Below are 22,420 nucleotides of genomic sequence, written 5' to 3'. Positions count from 1 at the left end.
AAGAGGGTGCCGGTGCAGCAGAGCAGAAAAACAAAAACCCGCCATCGGGCGGGTTAAGCAGTAGCCTTGCGGGCTTTCAGCCGCGCCAGATAATCTGGTTGCACGGGCGTTCGCACTTTTTGCCTGCGAGCTTTTCCAGCAGCATCAGGCGGAGCGCAAAGGGCGAGCGGCTGAACAGGCAGAGCAGCGATTTGATATCAAAAGCGGGCTTGCGCTGAGCGGCTTGCGGGCATTTGCCGCAATCAAGGCAGTTTTTCAGGGTGCTCATCTTCACCTCCCCATGAATAACAGATGATGCGTAAGCGCTGGTGCGTACCGGACATTGCTGCCTTTTCACGCTTTTCGCTTACATCATGTACAAAGATAGCATTGGCTATACTCTTTAGCCAACACTATTCATGAAAAATTTGTGCTTATTTGCGCCTGGTTTACAATGAGCGCAGCCAGTCCGCACGGCAGGTAAGGTGCGGCAGATAATAAAGAGGAAGCTTAATGAGTCGTCGTGCGAAAAATGCCATCAATACCCCTCAGGGGCCGCTTAAGGATATTGAGGAGCATGTTGAAGGCTTTCGTCAGGTGCGCGAAGCTCATCGTCGTGAATTGATTGATGATTACGTCGAGCTGATCTCCGATCTCATTCGTGAATTTGGTGAGGCGCGTCAGGTGGATATGGCGGCGCGCCTTGGCGTATCCCAGCCTACCGTGGCAAAAATGCTGAAGCGCCTGAGCACCACCGGCCTGGTAGAGCAGGTGCCCTATCGTGGCGTCTTCCTGACGCCGGAAGGTGAAAAACTCGCCGAGGCGAGCCGCGTTCGCCACCATATCGTTGAAACGTTTTTGCTGGCATTAGGCGTCAGCCCGGAGACCGCACGCCGCGACTCTGAAGGGCTGGAGCATCACGTCAGCGACGAAACCCTGGCCGTCTTTCAGAAATTTTATGAGAATCGCTAACTTATAAGGCCTGCCGCTATCATGCCCATCGTGCTTCGATCCTTAATGCGTGACCGTATTTTGCATTTGTTGTTACTGCTGGGTGTGATACTGCTGCCGCTGGCAGAGTATCGCTGGTCGCAGCTGCCGGCTTCCGTCGACTGGCAGACCATCATGACGCTGACCGGCCTGCTGATGCTGACGAAAGGGCTGGAGAACAGCGGTTATTTTGACGTACTGGGCGCCCGCCTGATTCAGCGCTTTCAGCATGAACGTGCGCTGGCGCTGTTTATGGTCTGCGCCGCCGCGCTGCTTTCAACCTTTCTGACCAACGATGTCGCGCTATTTATTCTGGTACCGCTGACGCTGACGCTGCGTAAATTTTCACATCTGCCGGTCTCGCGGCTCATTATCTTTGAAGCACTGGCGGTTAACGCCGGATCGCTGCTGACCCCGGTCGGCAATCCGCAAAATATCCTGCTGTGGAGTCACGGCTCGCTGAGCGTGGGCGGATTCATCCTGCAGATGCTGCCGCTGGCAGCCGTGCTGATGATAACGCTGGTCGCGCTGACCTGGTGGAGCTTCCCGGCGCAGCACATAGATAAACACAGTGACGCCGGTGCGCAGCAGTGGAGCCGGCGCCTGTTCAGCGTCAGCCTGCTGCTCTATATCGTATTTATCGTGGCGCTGGAGCTGAAGATGACGGGCTGGGCGCTGCTGCTGGTCGCCGCCTGCTTTTTGATCATGGCGCGAGGGGTGCTGGCCGCCATTGACTGGAGCCTGCTGCTGGTTTTTGTCGCAATGTTTATCGACGTCTTTTTGCTCATGCATCTGCCTGCGCTGCAGCCGTGGTTTGCCCGTATCGGACAGCTGGGGGAGGGCGGTATCTATTTACTGGCTATCGGCCTGTCGCAGTTTATCAGTAATGTCCCGGCCACTATCCTGCTGCTGCAAAAAACCGATCCCTCTGTGGTGCTTGCCTGGGCGGTGAATATTGGCGGCTTTGGCCTGCTGCCGGGATCGCTGGCGAACCTGATTGCGCTGCGCATGGCGCAGGATAAAAAAGTCTGGTGGCGTTTTCATCTCTTCTCACTGCCGATGCTGGCGTGGTCAATGCTGTGCGGCTGGCTGCTGCTGCAGTGGCTTCACTGAGTGCGGGCGCTGGCTCTTCAGCGCCTTAGCCACCGCTGTGGCATAACGTGCCGCCCGTCTCTGCTTATGTAAAGTTACACTGGAATTTGTCAATTTATTATCTAATGTTAAGTTGACCGTTTATGCCCGGGGATCGGGCTTTCAGCCAGTGATGAAAAATTATGAGCGAAAATCAGCAGCAGGACCCGCAGAAGCCGTCAGATAACGACAACGATCCGCAGCAGGACAACAGCCAGCAGCAGCAACAGGACAAAGATAATCAGGATGACGATCAGCCGCGTAAGCGGCCGGGTAAAAAGCCGCTGATTATTCTCGCGATTGTTGTGGTGATTATGCTGATCGTGGGGTTCTGGTTCTGGTTTACCACCCGCAATATTGAAACCACCGATGACGCCTTTACGGAAGGTAACGCCGTTACCGTGGCACCTAAAGCCTCAGGCTACGTGGTGCAGCTGCTGGTAAAAGATAACCAGCGGGTAAAAAAAGGCGATCTGCTGGTGGTGATCGATCCGCGCGACAGTGCTGCACAGCGCGATCAGGCAAAAGCACAACTGGGGCTGGCTCAGGCTCAGCTGCATCAGGCGCAGGCGCAGCTGGCGCTGTCGCGCGTGCAGTATCCGGCGCAGCGCGATCAGGCGCTGGCGCAGCAGGCGAGCGCGCAGGCGAACTTACTTAATGCGCAGGCGGATTACCGCCGGCAGCGCGGCGTGGATCCCCGCGCCACGTCTCAGCGTAATATCGATACCGCCGCGGCGCAGCTGCGCTCAGCGGAAGCGCAGCTGCAGAGTGCTAAAGCGCAGGTTGAGGTCGCCTCACAGGTCAAACTGCAGATCCGGCAACAGGAAACAAATGTGGAAGCGCGCCAGCAGCAGGTGGAACAGGCGCAGGCGCAGCTTAATACCGCAGAGCTCAATCTCTCTTACACCGAAGTGCGTGCCCCTTACGACGGTTTTGTCACCAAACGCAACGTGCAGCTCGGTACGCTGGTGCAGGCTGGGTCAGCCCTTTTTTCGCTGGTGTCACCCGACATCTGGATCACCGCTAATTTTAAAGAGTCACAGCTGGCGCGCATGAATCCGGGTGACAAAGTCGAGATCAGCGTGGACGCATGGCCTGATATGAAACTGCACGGCCACGTCGACAGCATCCAGATGGGGTCAGGCTCACGTTTCTCCGCCTTCCCGTCGGAAAACGCTACCGGTAACTATGTGAAAATTGTGCAGCGCGTCCCGGTTAAAATCGTTATCGATAGCGGACTGGATCCTGCTCATCCACTGCCGCTTGGACTCTCGGTAGAGCCTGAGGTGACAGTAGAATGAGTGCAGGCGAGAGCTGGCGCCCGGCCAGCAACCCCTGGCTGGTCGCCATCACGGTTACGCTGGCGGTGTTCATGGAGATCCTGGACACCACCATCGTAAACGTTGCGCTGCCGCATATTGCGGGTTCGCTCTCCTCCAGCTATGACGAATCCACCTGGGTACTCACCTCCTACCTGGTTGCGAATGGCATTGTGCTGCCGATCTCCGCCTTCTTTAGCCGTCTGTTTGGCCGCAAGCAGTTCTTTTTGATCTGTATTGTGATGTTCACTATCTGCTCGTTTCTCTGCGGCATTGCCACCGAGCTGTGGCAAATCATTCTGTTTCGTGTGCTGCAGGGCTTTTTTGGCGGTGGCCTGCAGCCGGTTCAGCAATCGGTACTGCTCGACTACTTCAAGCCTGCCGATCGCGGCAAAGCTTTTGGCCTCTCTTCGATTGCGATTATCGTAGCACCGGTGATTGGCCCGACGCTGGGCGGCTGGATCACCGACAATTACAGCTGGCGCTGGGTCTTCTTTATTAATATTCCGGTAGGGATTTTAACCGTGCTGGCGATTTACCAGCTGCTTGAAGATCCGCCGTGGGAGCGCAAGTGGGATAAAGGCCGGCTGAAAATTGACTATATCGGCATCAGCCTGATCACGCTTGGCCTTGGCTGTCTGCAGGTGTTTCTCGATCGCGGTGAAGATGAAGACTGGTTCGCTTCGCACTTTATTCGTCTGTTCGCCATGCTGGCCGCGGTGGGGCTGGTGGGCGCGGTCTACTGGCTGCTTTATGCGCGTAAGCCGGTCGTGGATATCCGCGTGATGAAAGATCGCAACTTCTGGGTCGCCGGTCTGCTGATGGCCGGTATGGCTATGATCCTCTACGGCAGCTCAGTGGTGCTGCCGCAGCTGGCGCAGCAGGATCTGGGGTATACCGCCACCTGGTCAGGACTGGTGCTGTCGCCCGGAGCCGTATTGATCGTGCTGACCATTCCGCTGGTACTGAAGCTGATGCCAGTTGTGCAGACTCGCTATATTATCGCCTTCGGCTTCAGCTGCCTGGCGCTGGCCTTTTTTTACTCCAGTACGCTGACGCCGGACGTGGATTTTAAAACCCTGGTGATGATGCGCAGCGCGCAATCTATCGGGCTGGGCTTTCTGTTTGTTCCGCTTACCACCATTGCGTTTGTCACCATCCCGCAGAAGCTTAACGCCGATGCGTCCGCGCTGTTTACCATGTTTCGTAACGTGGCCGGCTCTATCGGTATCTCACTGGCAACCGCCGGGATCACCGAGCGTGAACAGGTGCGTTCCGCGCACATGGTGCATAACATGTCGCCGCTGAATGAGCAGTTCAACCTGACACTGCAGCAGTGGGCTCAGGCGATCCGCGATTTTACGCAGGTAGCTGGCGATCCGCTGCAGCTTGCCGCGGGTCAGCTCTATCAGGAGATGATCGCTCAGGCGCGCATTCTGGCCTATATCGACGTGTTCACGGGACTGAGCATCGTCGCCATGATACTGATCCCTCTATGTTGGTTACTTTCGCCGATTAAGAGCGAAGGCAGTGCAGGAGCACACTAAAATGAGAACCTTTTCACGCGTTGCGCTGCCGCTGACGCTGCTGCTGGCGGGTTGTGCCGTCGGCCCCGACTATCAGGCCCCGCGCCCGCAGACGCCCGGCAGCTTTCGCGCACTGTCGTCACAGGAAACCTCTAAGCCACTGGCCGCCGCACCCAACCCGCTCTGGTGGCGCAGCTTTAACGATCCGCAGCTCAATAGCCTGATCGATCGCGCCATCAGCGGTAACCTCTCGCTGCAGCAGGCGGTGTTACGCATCGCCGGTGCGCGGCAGCAGCTGGCGCAGGCGCGCGGGGGGCTGTTTCCCGCGCTGAATGGCTCAGCTAAAGTCACGCGCCAGCAGCTGGGCCTGAAAGGTCTGCTGAAATCCAACGGCGTATACGATCGGGTGGATGATGATATCGCCGGACAGCTGGATGGACTGAACCATTCCGTAACGCTCTATCAGGGCAGCTTTGATGCCAGCTGGGAGCTGGATATCTGGGGCAAGGTACGCCGGCAGATGGAGGCCGCCGATGCGCAGCAGCAGGCGGCTGTCGCACAGCGTGACGACGTGCTGATTTCAGTGGAAGCTGAAGTGGCGCGCGCCTATCTGCAGCTGCGCGGGGCGCAGGCGGTGCTGGCTACGCTGCAGACGCAGATAAAGGTGGCGCAGGAGACCTGGGAGCTGACGCAAAGCCAGCAGCAAAACGGGCTGGCACCGGCGACAAATGTGGAAAATGCCCGGGCGCAGCTCGCCTCGCTTAATGCGCAGCTGCCGCAGTATGAGGCGCAGGCGCGGCAGGCGATGAACGGTCTGGCGGTCCTGCTCGGTAAAACGCCCGGTGCGCTGGATAGTGAGCTGATGACGGCGAAAGCGCTGCCAGCATTGCCAGGTCTGGTACCGGTAGGGATCCCGGCGACGCTGGCGCGCCGGCGGCCCGATATTCGTCAGGCTGAGGCCACGCTTCACGCGCAGACCGCCAATATTGGCGTCTCGGTTGCCAGCCTCTTCCCGGCTCTCTCCCTGACGGGGCAGCTCGGGGTCAGGAACACCGACGCCAGCTACCTTGATGACTGGAGCAGCCACTTTTTCAGCATCGGTCCGTCACTCTCTATTCCGATTTTCCAGGGCGGACGGCTGGTTTCCAGCGTGAAGCTGGCGCGGGCACAGCAGGCCAGCGCCGCGCTGGATTACCGGCAGACAGTGCTGACGGCGCTGCAGGATGTGGAGAATGCGCTGGTCAGCTACCGGGCGGATCAGCAGCAGGTTACCGCGCTGGATGAAACTACCGGCGCACTGCAGCGGACATTCGACCTGGCCAGCGACAGCTATCGACAGGGCCTGACGACCTTTCTTGACGTGCTGGATGCGCAGCGGCAGCTGGCGCAGGCAAAAGCACAGTCGGTTCAGGCGCGTACGCAAAGCGCGCTCGATCTGGTCGCGCTCTATAAAGCGCTGGGCGGCGGCTGGGAAAATTATCAGCAGGTGACTCTGCCGGATTACGCAGTATTTGGTCCGGCCACGCAGGTCAACTGACCCCCGGGTCGTCCCGCCACCGGGACGACCTGATAATTGAAATAAATGTTCCTTTTTATGTAAGGATTAAATTTTGAGCGTATTGTCGCTGACATAAAAAGATATTCACGCTGAGTTTATGTGATCGGTATCTGATTTCCTGGCATCAGTTATGATGAATATGGCAAAACTAAAATTTCATATTTAATTTTTATGGCAAAAATACTCTATTTTTGATGCATCTTTCAGAAATGGAGTTAGTTATGCCTCGTGAAACCTGGCTTACCCTCAATAAAGCCTCAGGGCCGAACAGTAATACGCGTACTGAACCCTTTGTTAAAGTTATTGCGGCCGTTGCCACCCTCGGCGGACTGCTGTTCGGCTATGACACCGGCGTTATCTCCGGCGCACTGCTATTCATGGGGGATGATATACATCTGACGCCATTAACCACCGGCCTTGTCACCAGCAGCCTGCTGTTTGGTGCGGCATTTGGTGCGCTGATATCGGGGCATTTTGCCGCAGCGGTCGGGCGGAGAAAAATCATTCTGGTACTGGCAACCATTTTTGCGGCCGGCGCGCTGGGCACGGCGCTGGCGCCGGATGCTGAATGGATGATTTTCTTCCGCCTGATCCTCGGGGTCGCCGTCGGCGGCGCGTCTGCCACCGTTCCGGTTTACATTGCGGAGATGGCACCTGCCAATAAACGCGGTCAGCTGGTCACAATGCAGGAGCTGATGATCGTCTCCGGCCAGATGCTGGCTTATATCTCCAATGCCGGGTTTCATGCCGCCTGGGGCGGTGAGAGTACCTGGCGCTGGATGCTGGCGGTGGCGACGCTGCCCGCAGTGCTGCTCTGGTTTGGCATGATGTTTATGCCGGATACGCCGCGCTGGTATGCCATGAAGGGGCGTCTGGCTGAAGCCCGCAGAGTCCTGGAGCGGACCCGCGCACGTGAGGACGTGGAGTGGGAGATGACCGAAATCACTGAGACGCTGGAAGAGGAGCAGCAGCAGCGCCCACGCCTGCGGGAGTTACGCCAGCCCTGGCTGCTGAAGCTCTTTTTCATCGGCACAGGCATAGCCGCTATTCAGCAGCTCACCGGCGTCAACACCATCATGTACTATGCGCCGGTAATGCTGAAAGCAGTCGGTATGGATGATAATGCGGCATTGGTTGCTACTATCGCCAATGGCGTTATCTCAGTGCTGATGACCTTTGCGGGGATCTGGCTGCTTGGGCGTATCGGACGCCGCCCCCTCGCGCTTATCGGACAGATAGGATGTACCGCCTGCCTGGTTCTGATCGGGGCCGTCAGCTACTTCATGCCGGAAACGGTAAACGGTCAGCCTGATATGCTGCGCAGCTATATGGTCCTGCTGGGCATGCTGCTGTTTTTAAGTTTTCAGCAGGGAGCGTTATCGCCGGTTACCTGGCTGCTCTTATCCGAAATTTTTCCGACGCGGCTGCGCGGTATATTTATGGGCGGGGCGGTATTTGCCATGTGGCTGACTAATTTTACTATCTCGTTACTGTTTCCGCTGCTGCTTGCATGGGTGGGGCTGTCAGGTGCCTTTTTTATTTTTGCCGCAGCCGGCTTGTTCGGAACGCTGTTTGTTTTCTGCTGCGTACCGGAAACCCGTAATCGTTCACTGGAGCAGATTGAACATTATCTGCGCGACTGGCTGACGGAAACATCGCCGCGTCAGGTAATGAGGCCATCGGCCCAAAAGGGTAGTTAAAAATAGATTTCCCTGATAAAACCGGCGCAGGCCGGTTTTTCTTTTTAGTCTGTCAGTCAGGCTGAGAGCCACGTCATTAAAACGCGCATTAAAAGTGAATAACGGATACATGATTAATTATTTTTACGCTTCGCCTGCAGAATGTCACAAACTAAAATTTTGCTAACTACTTGTTTCGCTCGCGGGATTAGCAAATGAAATCGATATCAATGCAACAGCTGCCGGGAAACCTTATCAGTTTATTAACGCTTAATGTTAACCGGTGAGGGTTATCCTTACTGAACAATAACAATAAGCGAACCTGTTAAGAATAATCCGGTCTGCAAAATTAATTTATTTTTTTATTTGAATTGGGTAATCTTGCCGCTACAGTTTATTTATACCCCTTAAACAAGGACATTGTGATGAGTGACGCATTTAAAGTACTGAACAACATTCGCACATTACGTGCGCAGGCGCGTGAACTGCCACTGAGCGATCTGGAAGAGATTCTGGAAAAATTAACTGTCGTTGTGACTGAGCGTCGTGAAGAAGTTGAAGCCGAAGAAGCGCAAAACCGCGAAAAAGAAGAGAAGCTGTCTAAATATCGCGAAATGCTGCTGGCTGATGGCATCGATCCTAACGAATTACTGGGCGCACTTGAAACCGGTAAAAAACGCGCCAAGCGCGCACCGCGTCCGGCTAAATATACTTATACCGACGAAAACGGTGATGAAAAATCCTGGACCGGTCAGGGCCGCACGCCAGCAGCGATTAAAAAAGCCCTGGATGCCGGCAAGAGCCTGGACAGTTTCCTGATTAAATAAGCGACGCAATCCTTGTATATGGGAGCCGGGGGCATATTGCCCCCGGCTTTTTTTATTGGCTGACGTTTTAATTTGTGTAACAAACTGCGCTAACTGATAACGATGACGTAACGTCGGCAGGCGAGAAGCGTCTGCTGCCGGATGCCGGCAACACTATTTTGCGTCTGCTAACAATCCCTTTGCGTAAAAGCTGCGCCAACGCCAGGCGCAGACTGGCTCATATAGCCCATCTCTGGCATAATGCCCGCTGTTTTTTCATCCACCGTGTAACAAAGGTCAATGCCGTGTTAGTTTCCAGCAATATCACTATGCAGTTCGGCAGCAAGCCGCTGTTTGAAAATATCTCCGTTAAGTTTGGCGGGGGTAACCGTTACGGTTTAATCGGTGCAAACGGCAGCGGTAAATCGACCTTTATGAAAATACTGGGCGGCGATCTGGTGCCTACCAACGGCAATGTCTCACTCGATCCCAACGAGCGTATTGGTAAGCTTCGTCAGGATCAGTTTGCCTTTGAACAATATAGTGTGCTGGATACGGTCATAATGGGGCATCAGGAACTCTGGGCCGTAAAAGAAGAGCGCGATCGTATTTACGCACTGCCAGAAATGAGTGAAGCAGAAGGCTACAAAGTTGCCGATCTCGAAGTCGCCTACGGTGAAATGGATGGATATAGCGCGGAATCCAGGGCCGGTGAGTTATTGCTGGGCGTCGGTATTCCGGTGGAGCAGCATTACGGGCCGATGAGCGAAATCGCACCGGGCTGGAAACTGCGTGTGCTGCTGGCGCAGGCGCTGTTCTCTAATCCCGATATTCTGCTGCTTGATGAGCCGACGAACAACCTGGATATTGATACTATCCGCTGGCTTGAGCAGGTGCTGAACGATCGTAACAGTACCATGATCATCATTTCGCATGACCGTCACTTTTTAAATATGGTCTGCACCCATATGGCGGATCTTGATTATGGTGAGCTGCGCGTTTATCCCGGTAATTATGATGAATATATGACCGCGGCGACGCAGGCGCGCGAACGTCTGCTGGCCGATAACGCGAAAAAGAAAGCGCAGATTGCTGACCTGCAATCTTTTGTCAGCCGCTTCAGTGCTAACGCCTCTAAATCCCGTCAGGCAACATCGCGCGCAAAACAGATTGATAAAATCAAACTGGATGAAGTCAAAGCCTCCAGTCGTCAGAACCCTTATATTCGCTTTGAGCAGGATAAGAAATTATTCCGTAATGCGCTGGAAGTTGAAGCGCTGACGAAAGGATTTGATAACGGCCCGCTCTTTAATAAGCTGAACCTGATGCTGGAAGTGGGCGAGAAGCTGGCAATTCTGGGTGCCAACGGTATCGGTAAATCCACGCTGCTGAAAACGCTGGTGGGCGAATTAACGCCGGACAGCGGCAGCGTTAAATGGTCTGAAAATGCGCGCATCGGCTATTACGCACAGGATCATGCCGAAGATTTTGCCGAAGACCTTAGCGTGTTCGACTGGATGAGCCAGTGGAAGCAGGATGGCGATGATGAACAGGCCGTGCGCAGCGTACTGGGCCGCTTACTGTTCAGCCATGATGACATCAAAAAACCGGCCAAAGTGCTGTCGGGTGGTGAGAAAGGCCGGATGCTGTTTGGCAAGCTGATGATGCAGAAGCCTAACATTCTGATTATGGATGAGCCGACCAACCACCTGGATATGGAATCGATCGAATCACTGAACATGGCGCTGGAGATGTATGAAGGCACGCTGATCTTTGTTTCACATGACCGTGAATTTGTCAGCTCGCTGGCGACGCGCGTGATGGAGATGAAAGGTGAGCGCATCGTTGACTTCACCGGCAACTATGAAGATTACCTGCGCAGTCAGGGCATTTCATAATCCTGCTCATTCTGTCTGCTTAACAGGCCGCCCCACCGGGCGGCCTGTTTGCGTTTCAGGGGGAGCCACACACGTCACAGTGTGCGTCCTGCATCACTTTCATGCTGCGAAATTCAGCGCGCATTGCGTCATACATCAGCAGGCGAGAGCGGGCGGGTTCACCAAACGCGGTAAGCAGTTTCAGCGTCTCCATCGCCTGCATCGCGCCAATTACGCCCACCAGCGGGGCCATGACGCCAGCTTCCACGCAGCTCAGCGTCTGTTCGCCAAACAGGCGGCTGATACAGCGGTAACAGGGCTCGCCAGGCTGCCAGGTAAAAACGCTCAGCTGACCTTCCATGCGGATCGCCGCACCGGAAATCAGCGGGACTTTTTGCCGGAAACAGAGGCGGTTCAGCTGCTCACGCGTGGCCACATTATCTGTGCAGTCCAGCACCGCGTCATGCCGCGCAATCAGTGCGCTCAGCGTCGCATCGTCGGCCTGCACGTCACAGGTTTCAATAATGCAGTGCGGATTGATTGCCGCCAGCTGCGCGCGCGCTGATTCTACTTTGGGCTGGCCAATCGTCTCATCACGATGCAGGATCTGCCGCTGCAGATTGCTCAGGCTGACGGTATCAAAGTCGAGCAGCGTCAGATACCCCACGCCGGCGGAGGCGAGCCAGGGGGCAGCCGCGCATCCCAGCCCCCCCAGGCCGACGATCAGCACGCGTGACTCAGCGAGCTGCTCCTGTGCGGTAAAGTCGAAGCCGCGCAGGACAATCTGCCGGTTATAGCGCAGCATCTCTTCATGCGTCAGTTCGCGTGACATTACCCCTCCAGCAGGCTGTTAAAGGGCTCAACCTCAACCCATTCACCCGCTTCTGCCGTACCGCGTTCGCGCTCCAGCACAATAAAGCAGTCGGCCAGCGCAAACGAACTGAAAACATGTGAACCCTGTGCACCGGTGGAGCGCACCTCCAGCACACCTTCGCTGCTGCGGCTGAGCACGCCACGCTGAAAATCGAGGCGGCCCGGCGATTTTTTCAGGCGATTCAGCGTTCGCGCACGCTGGCGCAGCGGCAATGCCGGCGTTGTCTGGCCGCTCAGCCTGACCAGCAGCGGCTGCACCAGCTGATAAAAGGTCACGGCGGCGGAGACCGGATTGCCCGGCAGCCCGCAGAACAGGCTATTCGCCAGCTGGCCGAAAGCGAACGGTTTACCTGGCTTGATCGCCAGCTTCCAGAAGCTGACAGATCCGAGTTCGTTGAGGATCTCCCGGGTAAAATCAGCTTCGCCCACGGAGACACCGCCGGTGCTGATGACCACATCAGCCTGGCTGTCTGCTGCCGTGAAGGCGTGACGCAGCGCGGCCGGGTCGTCCGCGATAACGCCGAGGTCGATGACCTCGCAGCCCAGCTTGCTGAGCATCAGAGAGACGGTAAGGCGATTGGTATCATAAATCTGGCCCTCTGCCAGCGGTTCGCCCACCGCCTGCAGCTCATCCCCGGTGGAGAATATCGCCACGCGCAGCCTGCGCCGTACCGTTACCCTGGCAATACCCAGCGAGGCGAGCAGCGGCAGCTCAGCGGCACCCAGCCGCACACCCGCTGCCAGAACCTGATGCCCGGCGCGAATATCTTCACCAATACGGCGGATATTCTGGCCTGCGCTTACCGGCGCAGCGATCACAATACCCTCCGCGTGCTGTTCCGTTTGCTCCTGCATGACCACTGCGTCGCAGCCTGCCGGTATCGGGGCGCCGGTCATAATACGGATCGCGCTGCCTGCCGGCCATTCACCGTGCCACGGAGCCCCGGCAAAGGCTTTGCCTGCCACGGCGAGCGGTGCGCCAGCGCGGAGATCGCTCAGCCGCACCGCGTAGCCATCCATTGCGGAGTTATCAAATGAGGGGACATCCAGCGGTGAAACCACCGCCTCTGCGGTAATACGCCCGGCAGCATTAGCCAGGCTAACCTGTTCAGTCCCGCTGACCGGTTGCAGCGGTTGCAGCATCATGTGCTGCGCCTCTTCCAGTGAAATTAAGCCTGCGGTGTTGGGTTCCATATCGCTCCCTGGCGGATAAATGTCAGATGTCACCTATTATGGGTTAAGGCGCTGGCGTAAGGCCAGACCCGTTTGGCGCGGCCGCACAGATCGCGCGGTAAGCCGTTAACGGGGTCTCCCGGCAAAGGAAAAAGATATATAGCCTGAAAAAAGGTTATGAGTGCTGATGCACTTTCTGCTTTACAAGCTGCCGGGTGCTTCCTATAGTCGAAAATTGTCTGAAAATGATGAAAACCATTCTAAATCAGTGTTTTTTCTGCTGATAATCCTGACAGGTGCAGCTAATGACCAGGGCAGTAATCGCTATCCACGGCGGCGCGGGCGCGCTTTCCCGCAGTACCATGAGCGCGACGCGCGAGCAGCAATACCGGCAGCAGCTGCACGACATTGTCGCAGCGGGGCAGCAGATTCTGGCCGCGGGCGGCAGCGCGCTGGATGCGGTGACTGACGCGGTGCGGCGGCTGGAGGCGTGCCCGCTGTTTAATGCCGGACGGGGCGCGGTGTTCACCCATCAGGGCACACACGAGCTGGACGCCAGCATCATGGATGGCCGCACGCTGCAGGCGGGCGCAGTAGCGGGCGTCAGCCATATTGAACATCCGATCCTCGCCGCGCGTAAAGTGCTGGAGGCGAGTCCCCACGTGCTGCTGATCGGCACCGGCGCAGAAGCCTTTGCCGTGGCGCAGGGGCTGGAACCCGTTGCCGCTGACTTTTTCTCAACGCCAGAACGCCTGGCGCAGCTGCTGCGCGTGCGCGACAGCAACACTACGCAGCTCGATCACGACGCGGCTGCTACGCCGCTGGATGAGGATCGCAAACTCGGCACCGTGGGTGCGGTGGCGCTGGATCTGCACGGCAATCTTGCCGCGGCGACTTCAACCGGTGGCATGACCAACAAGCAGGCTGGCCGCGTGGGCGACTCGCCGCTGATTGGCGCCGGCTGCTATGCCAGCAACGACAGCGTGGCTGTCTCCTGCACCGGTACCGGCGAAGTCTTTATGCGAACGCTGGCCGCTTATGATGTTGCGGCACAGATGAAATATGCAGGACGCTCGCTGCAGCAGGCGACCGCCAGCGTCATCCACGACACCATTACGGAGCTGGAAGGCAGCGGCGGGCTGATTGCGGTTGATGCACAGGGTAACCTTGCACTGCCGTTTAACAGCGAAGGCATGTACCGGGGTTTTGCTTACGTTGAGGGTGCCGTTGAGGTGGCCATTTACCGCGACAGCTAAGGAGCAGGCAGAATGGAACAGCAACAGGTGCTGGCGGTACGCGATCTGTGCGTCACTTTTCAGCATGAAGAGAGTAAAACTGAAGCGGTGCGTCATCTTTCGCTCGATCTGCTGCGGGGAGAAACCCTGGCGCTGGTCGGGGAGTCTGGCTCAGGGAAATCAGTGACGTCACTGGCGCTGATGCGCCTGATTCAGCAGGCGGGCAGCGAGATCAGCGGTGAGATAAAGCTGCGTCGCCGAAACGGGGAGATCCTGGACGTCATGCGCGCGTCGTCCGGTCAGATGCGGCAGGTGCGCGGCGCTGACATGGCGATGATCTTTCAGGAGCCGATGACCTCGCTGAATCCGGTATTTACCGTGGGCGAACAGATTGCTGAGTCAGTACGACTACACCAGAAGATGAGCCATCAGCAGGCGCTCGCTGAAGCACGGCGCATGCTGGATCTGGTACGCATTCCGGATGCGCACGCTATCCTGTCGCGTTATCCACATCAGCTCTCTGGCGGGATGCGCCAGCGCGTCATGATTGCGATGGCGCTCTCCTGCCGGCCCGCACTGCTGATTGCCGATGAGCCGACGACGGCGCTGGATGTCACTATTCAGGCGCAGATCCTGCAGCTTATCCGCGTGCTGCAAAAAGAGATGCAGATGGGCGTGATTTTTATCACGCACGATATGGGCGTCGTCGCTGAAATGGCCGATCGCGTGCAGGTCATGTATCGCGGCGATGTTATCGAACAGGCGCCGGTGCAGCAGCTGTTTAACGCGCCGGCTCAGCCTTATACCCGCGCGCTGCTGGCGGCCGTGCCCCGGCTGGGCGCGATGAGCGGGCAGCCACTGCCGGCAAAATTTCCTCTGCTGAGCACCACCGGGCAGGAGGCGCCGGCTCTGCCGCAGGATACCGTGCGTCGCGATCGCCCGCCGGTGCTGCAGGTGCGCGATCTGACAACCCGCTTCGACCTGCGTAGCGGTCTCTTTAACCGGGTTACGCGCCGGGTGCACGCGGTAGAGAAGGTGAGCTTTGATCTCTATGCCGGAGAGACGCTGGCGCTGGTTGGCGAGTCGGGATGCGGTAAATCGACCACCGGTCGTTCACTGCTGCGGCTGGTCGCCAGTCAGGGCGGCAGCATCACCTTTAACGGTCAGCGTATCGACGCGCTGCAGGGGAGCGCGCTGGCGGCGCTGCGGCGCGATATTCAGTTTATTTTTCAGGATCCCTACGCCTCGCTCGATCCGCGCCTCACGGTAGGCTTTTCTGTGATGGAGCCGCTGCTGGTCCATCGCGTGATGAGCCGCGCGCAGGCGGAGAAGCGCGTTGCCTGGCTGCTGGAGCGGGTAGGGCTGCAGCCGGAGCATGCGCAGCGCTACCCGCACGAGTTCTCAGGCGGCCAGCGGCAGCGCATCTGTATTGCGCGAGCGCTGGCGCTGAATCCCAAAGTGGTCATTGCGGATGAGTCCGTGTCAGCGCTGGATGTCTCGGTCCAGGCGCAAATTATCAATCTGATGCTGGATCTGCAGCGGGAAACCGGCATCGCTTTTCTGTTCATTTCGCATGATATGGCGGTGGTGGAGCGTATCAGCCACCGTGTAGCGGTGATGTATCTGGGGCAGATCGTTGAGACAGGACCGCGCCAGGCGGTGTTTGAGCAGCCGCGTCATCCTTATACCCGCAAACTGATGGCGGCCGTACCGGTGGCGGACCCGGCACACCGGCATCGCGAACGGGCGTTAATGGTTGATGAGATCCCCAGCGCCGTACGTCCGCTGGGGGATGAGCCGGACGTCGCGCCGCTGCTGGAGGTGGCGCCAGGACACTTTGTGGCACGCCATGCGATCGGTGGCGCCTGACGAATAACATAGCGTCCTGAACCCAGGACGCAGCACAAGGGACTACAGGAGAAGCACCATCATGCACCAGATTATGCGTAACGGGATTATCACCGCTGGCGTGCTGAGCGCTGCGCTGACGCTGCCCGCCTGGGCGGCAAAAGATGCGGTCATTGCCGTGAGCTCAACCTTTACCACGCTGGATCCTTACGACGCCAACGACACCTTGTCGCAGGCGGTTGCCAAATCTTTCTATCAGGGGCTGTTCAGCTTTGATAAAGAGATGAAGCTGGTAAACGTGCTGGCCGAAAGCTCTCAGGCCAGTGATGACGGGCTCACTTACACCATCAAACTGCGTTCCGGCATTAAATTTCAGGATGGTACCGATTTCAACGCTGAGGCGGTTAAGGTGAACCTCGATCGCGCCAGTAATCCTGATAACCATCTCAAACGCTATAACCTGTTCAAATATATTGCGACCACGGAAGTGGTCGATCCGCTCACGGTAAAAATCACGCTAAAGCAGCCTTTTTCAGCGTTTATCAACAACCTGGCGCATCCGGCGGCGGCGATGATTTCGCCCACCGCGTTGAAAAAGTATGGCAAAGAGATTGGCTTCCATCCGGTCGGCACCGGACCTTATGAGTTTGAAACCTGGAATCAGACCGATTTTGTCAAAGTGAAAAAGTGGGCGGGATACTGGAAGCCGGGCTATCCGAAACTCGATACCATTACCTGGCGGCCAGTCGTGGATAACAACACCCGCGCGGCCATGCTGCAGACCGGCGAGGCGACGTTTGCTTTTCCGGTGCCTTTTGAGCAGGCCAAACGCCTTGAAAGCAACGATAAGCTGAACGTCATTACCACGCCTTCAATCATGCAGCGTTATATCAGCCTGAACGTGACGCAAAAGCCGTTTGATAACCCGAAAGTGCGTGAAGCGCTGGAATATGCCATTAACCGCGAGGCGCTGGCAAAAGTGGCGTTTGCCGGTTATGCCACGCCCGCTACCGGTATCGTGCCGCCCTCTATCGATTTCGCTCAGCGTTATCCGGCTATCAAATACGATCCGGCTAAAGCGCGGGCGCTGCTGAAAGAAGCGGGCTACGGCAACGGCTTTGAGACCACGCTCTGGTCCTCGCATAACCACAGCACGGCGCAGAAAGTGCTGCAGTTTACCCAGCAGCAGCTGGCGCAGGTGGGCGTGAAAGTGAAAGTCACCGCTATGGATGCCGGACAGCGCGCTGCGGAAGTGGAAAGCAAAGGGCAAAAAGAGAGTGGCGTACGCATGTTTTATACCGGCTGGTCCGCCTCGACCGGTGAGGCCGACTGGGCGCTGACGCCGCTGTTCGCCACGACCTCCTGGCCGCCAGCGATCTTCAATACCGCGTTTTACAGTAATCCGCAGGTGGATAAAGATCTGGCTGATGCATTAAAGACCACCGATCGTGAACGCAAAGCGCAGCTCTATAAAGATGCGCAGGATCGCATCTGGAATGACCATCCGTGGATCCCGCTGGTTGTCGAGCAGCTGCTCTCGGCCAGCAACAAAAACCTGACCGGGTTCTACGTCATGCCGGATACCTCGTTTAATTTCGACGAAGCGGATCTGAAGTAACCAGACTGGCCAGCCGCTCCGGCTGGCCGCTGCTGCGCAGGATGTTGCATGCTCAACTACTTTTTAAAACGCTTGCTGGGACTGATCCCCACGCTGCTGATTGTTGCCGTACTGGTGTTTCTGTTTGTACATCTGCTGCCCGGCGATCCGGCCCGTCTGATTGCCGGCCCCGAAGCGGATGCCTCCGTTGTTGCGCTGGTACGCAGCGAACTCGGGCTGGATCAGCCGCTGATCCAGCAGTTCTGGCATTTTATTTTCAACGCGCTGCAGGGAGAGTTTGGCCAGTCGCTGGTCTCAAAACGCCCGGTGGCGGACGAAATTGCGCAGCGCTTCTACCCGACGCTGTGGCTGACGCTGACCAGTATGGCGTGGTCAGTGCTGCTGGGTATGGCGCTGGGTATTGTCTCTGCCGTGTGGCGCAACCGCTGGCCCGATCGCATCGGCATGACGCTGGCGGTTTCCGGCATCTCGTTTCCGGCCTTTGCGCTGGGTATGCTGCTGATGCAGATCTTTTCGGTGGAGCTGGGCTGGCTGCCCACCGTGGGCGCAGATAGCTGGCAGCACTATATTCTGCCTTCTCTCACGCTGGGCGCTGCCGTTGCCGCGATTATGGCGCGCTTTACCCGCGCCTCATTTATTGAGGTTTTGCAGGAAGATTACATGCGCACCGCCCGGGCTAAAGGCGTGCGCGAATCGCTGGTAGTGGTGAAACATGGACTGCGCAACGCCCTGATCCCGGTGGTCACGATGATGGGCCTGCAGTTTGGTTTTCTGCTGGGAGGATCGATCGTGGTGGAGGTGGTGTTTAACTGGCCTGGCCTCGGTCGCCTGCTGGTGGACTCCGTGGAGATGCGGGATTACCCGGTGATTCAGGCGGAAGTTCTGCTGTTTTCACTGGAATTTATCCTGATCAATCTGATTGTCGATATGCTTTACGCGGCAATCAATCCGGCTATTCGCTACAAATAAGGAGTCGCGATTGAAAAACTGGCGACGCGATGCGGTGGTGAAACAGCTGCCGCACCTGACGGAAAACCGGGTGCGTACCCCGTGGCGTGAGTTCTGGCGCCGTTTTCGCCAGCAGCATGTGGCGCTGCTGGCGGGCAGCTTTGTCCTGCTGCTGATTGTACTGGCCTTTATTGCGCCGTGGATCGCGCCTTTCGATGCGGAAAACTATTTTGACTACGATCGTCTGAATGAAGGGCCGTCGTGGCTGCACCTGTTTGGCGTGGACTCGCTGGGGCGGGACATTTTCAGCCGGGTGCTGGCAGGCACCCGTATTTCACTGATGGCGGGATTCTTCTCTGTCATTATCGGCGCGTTGATCGGTACGCTGCTGGGTCTGCTGGCGGGGTACTATGAGGGCTGGTGGGATCGGCTGATTATGCGCATCTGCGACGTGCTGTTTGCCTTTCCCGGTATTCTGCTGGCGATAGCGGTCGTCGCCATTATGGGCAGCGGGATGAGCAACGTTATTGTGGCGGTGGCGATTTTCAGCATACCTGCGTTCGCCCGGCTGGTGCGCGGTAACACGCTGGTGCTCAAGCAGCAGACCTATATCGAGTCGGCGCGCAGCATTGGCGCGTCAGATCGCACGATTATTTTCCGGCATATTTTGCCCGGCACGATTTCCTCCATCATGGTCTATTTCACCATGCGTATTGGTACCTCAATTATCACCGCCGCCAGCCTCTCTTTTCTGGGGCTCGGCGCACAGCCGCCTACGCCGGAGTGGGGAGCAATGCTGAATGAAGCGCGAGCGGATATGGTGATGGCGCCTCACGTCGCTATTTTCCCCAGCCTGGCGATTTTCCTGACCGTTCTGGCGTTTAACCTGCTGGGTGACGGCCTGCGCGATGCGCTGGATCCAAAACTGAAAAGCTGAGCAGCGAACCGGCCCGGGCTACTAAAAGTGTCTAATATTAAAGGAGCAGCGATAACGCTTTCACAGATTTTCCCCGGGCCGTTGCGCAGGACGTTGCTCCGCCGGTAAGGATGCTGCCGGCGCAAAGCCGTCCCGGTGGCAGCTCAGGGCGCAAAGGAGAAGAGAGATGGAACCGTTTGATTATCAGCAGGATTATAAAAATCTTGATTTGCGACAGCACCCTGAGCTTTATCGCGTGGGGCGGGGCGAGCAGGGCGTACTGATGGTGGAGCCTTACAAAAGCGAAATTTTGCCCTGGTGGCGTTTTCGTACCGTAGAGGTAGCGAAAGAGTCCTCGGAAAAAATTATGCAGCTGTTTGAAGCGTATCGCGAGAAAGATGATTTTGTCGGTATGGATATGGCGCGTAAATTTATTCAGATGGGGTATACGCGCGCCCGGCGCTACAGCAATCATCAGGGAGGACGTAAATATGATGCGGATGGCAAAGAGCTGCCGCGCACGGTAGAAAAAGAGAAGGCCGCAGCGGCGGCCATCTTTAAAGCGTGCTGGGATAAATTACGCGCCGACGAAGATTATCTGAAGCGTAAAAAAGCGCACCAGCAGAAATATGGTTAGATGCGGCTGCCCCACAGATCGTATTCGTCCGCGTGCTCCACTTTCACCCGCACCACATCACCTGCTTTTACCTGCCGGTCGCCGTTGAGATAGACGGCACCGTCGATTTCCGGTGCGTCTGCCATGCTGCGTCCGACGGCACCTTCTTCATCCACTTCGTCAATGATGACCAGTATTTCGCGGCCCACTTTCTCCTGCAGGCGTTCGCTGGAGATCTGCTGCTGCAGCTGCATAAAGCGGTCAAAGCGCGCCTGTTTTACCTCTTCCGGAACCGGATCCGGCAGCTGATTGGCGGTGGCGCCTTCTACCGGGCTGTACTGGAAGCAGCCTACGCGATCGAGGCGCGCCTCTTTCAGAAAATCGAGCAGCATCTGGAAATCTTCTTCGGTTTCACCCGGGAAGCCCACGATAAACGTAGAGCGCAGCGTCAGCTCCGGACAGATCTCACGCCAGCGTTTGATGCGCTCCAGCGTACGCTCCACGGCGCCCGGACGCTTCATCAGCTTCAGGATGCGCGGGCTGGCGTGCTGCAGCGGAATGTCGAGGTAGGGCAAAATTTTGCCTTCTGCCATCAGCGGGATGACATCATCCACGTGCGGATAGGGATAAACATAGTGCAGGCGTACCCAGACGCCGAGTTTTGCCAGCTGTTCACACAGGCTCACCATGCTGGTTTTTACCGGCGCACCGTTCCAGAAACCGGTACGATGTTTCACATCCACGCCGTAAGCAGACGTATCCTGCGAGATCACCAGCAGCTCTTTCACGCCTGACTCAGCCAGACGCTTCGCTTCATCCAGCACGCTGCCAATCGGACGACTGTCGAGATCGCCGCGCATGGACGGAATAATACAGAACGTACAGCGGTGGTTGCAGCCTTCCGAGATTTTCAGATAGGCGTAGTGGCGCGGCGTCAGTTTCACGCCCTGCTCAGGCACCAGGCTCAGAAACGGGTTATGAACAGGTTTAGGTACATAGGTATGCACGTGCTCAAGCACCTGCTCATAGCTGTGAGGACCGGTGATCTCCAGCACTTTCGGATGCACTTCGCGGATCTGATCCACTTTGGCACCCAGACAGCCGGTGACGATCACTTTGCCGTTTTCATTCAGCGCTTCACCAATCGCTTCCAGAGATTCCTGAACCGCGCTGTCAATAAATCCGCAGGTATTAACGATAACGATCTCCGCGTCATCGTAGCGTGGTACCACGTCATAGCCTTCAGTACGCAGTTCCGTCAGGATACGTTCTGAGTCAACGAGGTTTTTAGGACAACCGAGTGAGACGAAGCCCACGCGTGGCGGATTAGTGACATGGCTCATAAGGATAAAAATTCATCATAATTAGTATGGACAGGAGCGCGATTGTACAGAGGTTGCAGCGGAAAATGTATAGCTGAAGCAACAATCTGCCTGCCTGCAGAATGTGAATGCAGCGCTATGCTTAGAGTGCACGGCGCAGCCTGACGCCGGGTATTTAAGCCCGCAGCGGGTTGTACGGTTGCTGCGATTTTGCTTAAATGACGGGTTGTTGAAGGTAACTTATTCTCAACGCTGAAGAATTTAAACGCGTGCGCTGGCAGGCTATGCGATGACAGCGCAGCAGTGCATAGAGTGAGAGCAGACAAATGCAAGAGATCGTCAAAGGTTTTCTGAATTTTCAACAGAACGTATTCCCTGAAAGGAAGGATCTTTTCAAGAGTCTGGCTTCCAACCAGAATCCTAAAGCGCTGTTTATCTCCTGTTCAGACAGCCGTCTGGTGCCGGAGCTGGTCACGCAGCAGGAGCCAGGGCAGCTGTTTGTGATCCGCAACGCCGGCAACATTGTGCCACCGTTTGGCCCGGAGCCAGGCGGCGTCTCTGCCACCATCGAGTATGCGGTACTGGCGCTGGGCGTAACGGAAATCATTATTTGCGGTCACTCCAACTGTGGCGCAATGAACGCGATCGCCTCCAACGCCGATCTGGAAAACATGCCGGCGGTCGATCACTGGCTGCACTACGCTAACGCCGCAAAAGCCGTGGTTGACGAGCGCAACTACGATTCTGTTGAGGTGCGCCTTAATGAGATGGTGAAAGAGAACGTTATAGCGCAGCTGAACAATATCAAAACGCATCCTTCCGTCTCGGTTGCTTTGCGTAAAGGCAAGCTGCGTCTGCACGGTTGGGTTTACGATATCGAAACGGGGAAAATCAACGCCCTGACCAAAGGCGGCGCAGAGTTTATCTGCCTGTCTGACAACCCTGAAACCTGCTTCGAGTAATCTCCTCCAGCCCGGCCTGCGCCGGGCTTAATGTTTTGTAAATT

The 22,420-nt window shown here is 56.8% G+C and carries 19 protein-coding genes; 15 read left to right on the top strand and 4 right to left on the bottom strand.

Annotation, left to right across the window (positions count from 1 at the left end; translation table 11 throughout):
- Nucleotides 1-76: 76 nt before the first annotated feature.
- A complete protein-coding gene (locus FS690_RS05680) occupies nucleotides 77-268 on the bottom strand; it encodes a hypothetical protein (RefSeq protein WP_071669023.1) in 192 nt (63 codons plus the stop codon).
- Between the two features lie 224 nt (nucleotides 269-492).
- Between FS690_RS05680 and mntR the strand changes: the two genes are divergently transcribed.
- The 8 genes from mntR to FS690_RS05640 all read left to right on the top strand — a co-directional run bounded on the left by mntR (nucleotide 493) and on the right by FS690_RS05640 (nucleotide 10,886).
- Nucleotides 493-951 carry a manganese-binding transcriptional regulator MntR gene (gene mntR, locus FS690_RS05675; protein ID WP_039383416.1) on the top strand — a complete coding sequence of 153 codons (459 nt, stop codon included), beginning with the start codon at nucleotides 493-495 and terminating at the stop codon, nucleotides 949-951.
- A 21-nt stretch (nucleotides 952-972) separates the two neighbouring features.
- A complete protein-coding gene (locus FS690_RS05670; RefSeq protein ID WP_039383419.1) occupies nucleotides 973-2,082 on the top strand; it encodes an SLC13 family permease in 1,110 nt (369 codons plus the stop codon).
- A 161-nt stretch (nucleotides 2,083-2,243) separates the two neighbouring features.
- A complete protein-coding gene (locus FS690_RS05665) occupies nucleotides 2,244-3,401 on the top strand; it encodes an HlyD family secretion protein (protein WP_104084701.1) in 1,158 nt (385 codons plus the stop codon).
- Entirely contained in the window at nucleotides 3,398-4,966 is a 1,569-nt protein-coding gene (locus FS690_RS05660) for a DHA2 family efflux MFS transporter permease subunit (protein ID WP_071669025.1), read from the top strand. The genes FS690_RS05665 and FS690_RS05660 overlap by 4 nt, the downstream gene beginning before the upstream one ends.
- Nucleotide 4,967: 1 nt before the next feature.
- Nucleotides 4,968-6,482 carry an efflux transporter outer membrane subunit gene (locus FS690_RS05655; protein WP_108569730.1) on the top strand — a complete coding sequence of 505 codons (1,515 nt, stop codon included), beginning with the start codon at nucleotides 4,968-4,970 and terminating at the stop codon, nucleotides 6,480-6,482.
- 242 nt (nucleotides 6,483-6,724) lie between these two features.
- Nucleotides 6,725-8,203: a sugar porter family MFS transporter gene (locus FS690_RS05650; RefSeq protein ID WP_108569731.1), complete on the top strand. Its 1,479-nt coding sequence runs from the start codon at nucleotides 6,725-6,727 to the stop codon at nucleotides 8,201-8,203.
- Between the two features lie 404 nt (nucleotides 8,204-8,607).
- Complete coding sequence (locus FS690_RS05645) at nucleotides 8,608-9,009, top strand: H-NS family nucleoid-associated regulatory protein (protein WP_039383432.1); 402 nt, start codon at nucleotides 8,608-8,610, stop codon at nucleotides 9,007-9,009.
- A 284-nt stretch (nucleotides 9,010-9,293) separates the two neighbouring features.
- A complete protein-coding gene (locus tag FS690_RS05640; RefSeq protein WP_039383434.1) occupies nucleotides 9,294-10,886 on the top strand; it encodes an ABC-F family ATPase in 1,593 nt (530 codons plus the stop codon).
- A gap of 55 nt (nucleotides 10,887-10,941) precedes the next feature.
- Here FS690_RS05640 and moeB read toward each other — a convergent pair whose 3' ends face one another.
- Both moeB and moeA read right to left on the bottom strand, forming a co-directional pair.
- Nucleotides 10,942-11,697, bottom strand: a complete 756-nt coding sequence (gene moeB / locus FS690_RS05635) for a molybdopterin-synthase adenylyltransferase MoeB (protein ID WP_039383436.1) — start codon at nucleotides 11,695-11,697, stop codon at nucleotides 10,942-10,944.
- Nucleotides 11,697-12,932, bottom strand: a complete 1,236-nt coding sequence (moeA, locus tag FS690_RS05630; protein WP_145339181.1) for a molybdopterin molybdotransferase MoeA — start codon at nucleotides 12,930-12,932, stop codon at nucleotides 11,697-11,699. The genes moeB and moeA overlap by 1 nt, the downstream gene beginning before the upstream one ends.
- A gap of 284 nt (nucleotides 12,933-13,216) precedes the next feature.
- Here moeA and FS690_RS05625 point away from each other — a divergent pair, with 284 nt between their 5' ends.
- From FS690_RS05625 to FS690_RS05600, 6 genes are all read left to right on the top strand, one after another.
- The gene (locus tag FS690_RS05625; RefSeq protein ID WP_145339180.1) at nucleotides 13,217-14,167 is read left to right on the top strand and encodes an isoaspartyl peptidase/L-asparaginase family protein; all 951 of its coding nucleotides are present in this window, start codon (nucleotides 13,217-13,219) and stop codon (nucleotides 14,165-14,167) included.
- Between the two features lie 12 nt (nucleotides 14,168-14,179).
- The gene (gsiA, locus tag FS690_RS05620; RefSeq protein WP_145339179.1) at nucleotides 14,180-16,015 is read left to right on the top strand and encodes a glutathione ABC transporter ATP-binding protein GsiA; all 1,836 of its coding nucleotides are present in this window, start codon (nucleotides 14,180-14,182) and stop codon (nucleotides 16,013-16,015) included.
- A gap of 61 nt (nucleotides 16,016-16,076) precedes the next feature.
- Nucleotides 16,077-17,612: a glutathione ABC transporter substrate-binding protein GsiB gene (gene gsiB / locus FS690_RS05615; RefSeq protein ID WP_145339178.1), complete on the top strand. Its 1,536-nt coding sequence runs from the start codon at nucleotides 16,077-16,079 to the stop codon at nucleotides 17,610-17,612.
- A gap of 48 nt (nucleotides 17,613-17,660) precedes the next feature.
- Nucleotides 17,661-18,581, top strand: a complete 921-nt coding sequence (gsiC, locus tag FS690_RS05610) for a glutathione ABC transporter permease GsiC (protein WP_039383449.1) — start codon at nucleotides 17,661-17,663, stop codon at nucleotides 18,579-18,581.
- A gap of 10 nt (nucleotides 18,582-18,591) precedes the next feature.
- Nucleotides 18,592-19,497 carry a glutathione ABC transporter permease GsiD gene (gene gsiD, locus FS690_RS05605; RefSeq protein WP_039383451.1) on the top strand — a complete coding sequence of 302 codons (906 nt, stop codon included), beginning with the start codon at nucleotides 18,592-18,594 and terminating at the stop codon, nucleotides 19,495-19,497.
- Nucleotides 19,498-19,663: 166 nt separating this feature from the next.
- Entirely contained in the window at nucleotides 19,664-20,113 is a 450-nt protein-coding gene (locus tag FS690_RS05600) for a DUF4385 domain-containing protein (protein ID WP_094111991.1), read from the top strand.
- Here FS690_RS05600 and rimO read toward each other — a convergent pair.
- Nucleotides 20,110-21,435 (bottom strand): 30S ribosomal protein S12 methylthiotransferase RimO, encoded by a 1,326-nt coding sequence (gene rimO / locus FS690_RS05595; RefSeq protein ID WP_065649744.1) that lies wholly within the window; start codon nucleotides 21,433-21,435, stop codon nucleotides 20,110-20,112. The two genes, FS690_RS05600 and rimO, sit on opposite strands and share 4 nt — an antisense overlap.
- A gap of 305 nt (nucleotides 21,436-21,740) precedes the next feature.
- On the opposite strand from rimO, the gene FS690_RS05590 reads away from it, so the two are divergent.
- Nucleotides 21,741-22,376, top strand: coding sequence for a carbonic anhydrase (locus FS690_RS05590; RefSeq protein ID WP_039383457.1), 636 nt, complete (start codon nucleotides 21,741-21,743; stop codon nucleotides 22,374-22,376).
- Nucleotides 22,377-22,420: the final 44 nt, after the last annotated feature.

It is taken from the genome of Pantoea sp. PSNIH1 (assembly GCF_007680655.1).
Classification (GTDB): Bacteria; Pseudomonadota; Gammaproteobacteria; order Enterobacterales; family Enterobacteriaceae; genus Pantoea; species Pantoea eucrina.
Note: the sequence above shows the minus strand (reverse complement) of the source record. Positions and strands in the feature narration are given on the sequence as shown.